Consider the following 3005-nt stretch of genomic DNA (forward strand, 5'->3'; position numbering starts at 1 on the left):
CACTAATATCGCGGTATATCAATTAACGGGGAGCAGGCAACAACTCCCGACTAAAGCAATTCTTTCTTGGAGGCCACCAATATGAAAGTTATAGAAAAACAAATTGCCACTTCTGATACTTCACTGAAACAGGTAACGCTATCCTATTCCCAAGCAGCCCTATCCTACTGGCTGAACTGCCATACTATCTGAATAAGACGGGCCTAAAAAAACAATGAAAGATAAAGAGGTTATTCACTTTGACTATGAATAACCTCTTTATCGTATAATGCACTGTCTCGCAGCGGAAGCAATGATGCTAACTTCCCTTAACTATTGTATTCTAAAATATCGCCAGGCTGACAATCCAGGTGGCGACAGATTGCATTCAAGGTATCCAGACGAATCCCTTTGACTTTTCCATGTTTCAACAGAGAAAGATTCTGCTCGGTAATACCAATAGCTGCAGCCAGCTCTTTAGACTTAACTTTGCGTATTGCGAGTACGACATCAAGTCGGATGGTGATAGACATTATAGAAGCCTTAAACATATTGTCGGTTTTCAGAGTCCAGCACAACTGCCTTCTCCAAGATTTTCGCGATAATTGCAATGCAAGCAGCCAAAAACAACGCAATAATGTCTGAAGTACCGAAGGTCAGTGTCACCACTCGATGCCCTGCAGGTTCGTGCATCGTTGACCAGGCACTCAGAAAGGGCTCGCATAATAGTTTTAAAATGACCCAAAGTGCGACAGATTTTCCAACTTTACCAAGATGCTTGGATGTAGAGGCTAAAAAATACTCTTTGCGCCCATAACACTGAAAGAGAAGACGCAGATGCCAGAGGCCTACTGCAAGAGTTAGCAGCGGAACGCTCGATAGCAAAATGCTTCCAACCTTTTGCCACCAGGGGAAGGTACTGAGGTTGATATCATGGCTCGATATCAGTTGATCTGTGAGACCAAATCCAATCCCGTATCCTTCTTTAACGGAATTCAGCGTAGGGTAAAGCCAGCTAGCAGCATTCAGTAAGAGCATAGCAATAATGAAGCACAGTGTGAAAGATGCCATCTTCTGACTATGAAGTGCAAAGCGATCAGTAATCATAAATATTCCTAAATGCGATGATGTTCAGTAGAGACTGTACCACTTAAATCATCGCAATGCGATAAAATATTATCATGCTTTGATGATTTTAAGTGCTTCTCCTTAGGTTGTCATCTTCTGACTCTGTGTAAATGCAATGTGAGAAGGCTTAATGGGGTTGAATAATGACCGCCACATCAGGTTAGTCTATGGAAATAACCGTATACGAGCGATCCATTCTGCTGAATAAGTGTAAGTGTACGCCGAGGACCGTATTGACGGGGAGGTGTTATGCAGTTGGCAGTGTGATGCACTAGGGTAGCAGTTCGCTGACCCGGTTGACTGGCCAGTCGTCGATGACGTCAAGCACATAGCGGAGGTAGCCTTCTGGAACTACGCTGTTCAGCAGGAAGTATTTTCCGACCCAGACTGACCGTACGCAGGGCATTTTCAGCGATGTTGTTGTCTGCATCAGCCCAGCCATCGTCCGCATAGTACATTAATACCGGCCACCGCTGCAGGGCGTACGCGAACGCTTTTCTCGACTTCGAGTGTCGCGACAGGGTTTTCATCTTTTCACGCAGCCAGCTTTCCGGGGATTTCAACAGCGGTATCATTTTTCGCTAACGTTCAGCAAGTCGATACTCTGACGGCATTCCCCTTATATCAGCCAATTGATCGATCTGCCTCAGGGATTCTTCCGTCAGGGCTGACGCAGTGCGGACGTGAACATCGTGGATCTTTCGGCGGACATGAGTGAGGCCAGCAGGCGGTTTCCGTTATCCGGCCATTGCGGTACAGCTCGTTGAACCCGACATACGCATCCGTCTGCAGCACACCGCTGAAGCTGGCAACGATATGTCTGCGGATGGATCCTTTTCTGTCCTGAAGGCGAAACAGAAGGCCTGTGACAGTGCTGAACCAGCGTTGCGGTCATCACGAACATACATCCACAAACGCTCGGTCTTCGTCTTTTTATTACCTGGCAACAGCACCGGGACGGGCGTGTCATCGGCGTGCAGTTTGCCGTCAGCCAGCACATAGTTCTGAAGCGACTCTTCCAGCAGCGACAGCAGTCAGCAACATGCATCCACTAGTCCGACAGCAGTGAGCGACTCAGCTCCACACCTTGGCGACCGTATATTTCAGACTGGCGATACAGTTTCTGCATACTTTGAGGTCAGCACGCGCGCCAAGCAGCCTCGGGCCTTCGATACCTCGCTCGATGGGCCGCGAAGTCGCGGGAGCCTGCAAGATGACATCGCACTGAGTACAGGCGTGTTTTTCACGTACAGTCCGGATAACCCGGAAGGCGTTGCGCATCTGCTCCAGCTGTTCGGCAGCATCCTCAGCAAGATAACTCAGCAAGCCACCGCACTTCGGGCAGCAGGTTTCTGTGGGTAACAACCGTTTTCCATCGCTTAGGAGTGTTTCGGGTAACGGTTTGTGGGTGCGGGTCTGACGCAGCGGGCGTTGCACTACCGGGTCATCCACCCGACCGGTCATTTCTGAAGACGGTTCAGGTCAGCTTTCATCTGTGCGATACGGCGGGATACCTTTCCGGAACGACTGGCGACCTGCATCAGGCGGAGTTTACCCAGCTGTGTATGGTTCAGCGCTTCCTGTTAGGTAAGGCGCTGTTTCAGCAGAAGAGGTTTTATTCATAACCCATTATTTTACCTGAATTATTCTGCAACAACTAGGATAAAGATTACAGCATAGTCATGGAGGTCAACAACCGCTTCGGCTGCCGTCTGTCGATACTTTCCATCACGGGCAGAGGGACAGGCGAAGCATCCGCGATTCAACCGTTTGGTCAGCAGACACTATCCATCGCCGGTGGACCACAGCAGTTTCATCTGGCTGCCGCTACGTCCCCGGAAGATGAAAACATGGCCGGACGTCGGATCGTCTTTCAGCGGCGTCTGTACCTTTTATGG

The 3005-nt window shown here is 49.2% G+C and carries 3 protein-coding genes and 1 pseudogene; 1 reads left to right on the forward strand and 3 read right to left on the reverse strand.

Annotation, left to right across the window (positions count from 1 at the left end; translation table 11 throughout):
* Positions 1-308 precede the first annotated feature (308 nt).
* The 3 genes and pseudogenes from ACWKXN_RS22345 to tnpC all read right to left on the reverse strand — a co-directional run.
* Positions 309-512, reverse strand: coding sequence for a helix-turn-helix domain-containing protein (locus ACWKXN_RS22345; RefSeq protein ID WP_454544375.1), 204 nt, complete (start codon positions 510-512; stop codon positions 309-311).
* 10 nt (positions 513-522) lie between these two features.
* Positions 523-1086 (reverse strand): DUF2975 domain-containing protein, encoded by a 564-nt coding sequence (locus ACWKXN_RS22350; protein ID WP_454544376.1) that lies wholly within the window; start codon positions 1084-1086, stop codon positions 523-525.
* 292 nt (positions 1087-1378) lie between these two features.
* Positions 1379-2669: pseudogene (gene tnpC / locus ACWKXN_RS22355) on the reverse strand (IS66 family transposase); the annotation flags it as partial.
* A 120-nt stretch (positions 2670-2789) separates the two neighbouring features.
* Between tnpC and ACWKXN_RS22360 the strand changes: the two are divergent.
* A partial coding sequence (locus ACWKXN_RS22360; protein ID WP_454544377.1) for a hypothetical protein occupies positions 2790-3005 on the forward strand: 216 nt, incomplete at its 3' end.

The sequence above is a fragment of the Enterobacter sp. UPMP2060 genome (genome assembly GCF_053709655.1).

Coding starts and splice junctions, on each gene's coding strand:
- ACWKXN_RS22345 (WP_454544375.1), bottom strand. CDS start 512: ATGTCTATCACCATCCGACTTGATGTCGTACTCGCAATACGCAAAGTT.
- ACWKXN_RS22350 (WP_454544376.1), bottom strand. CDS start 1,086: ATGATTACTGATCGCTTTGCACTTCATAGTCAGAAGATGGCATCTTTC.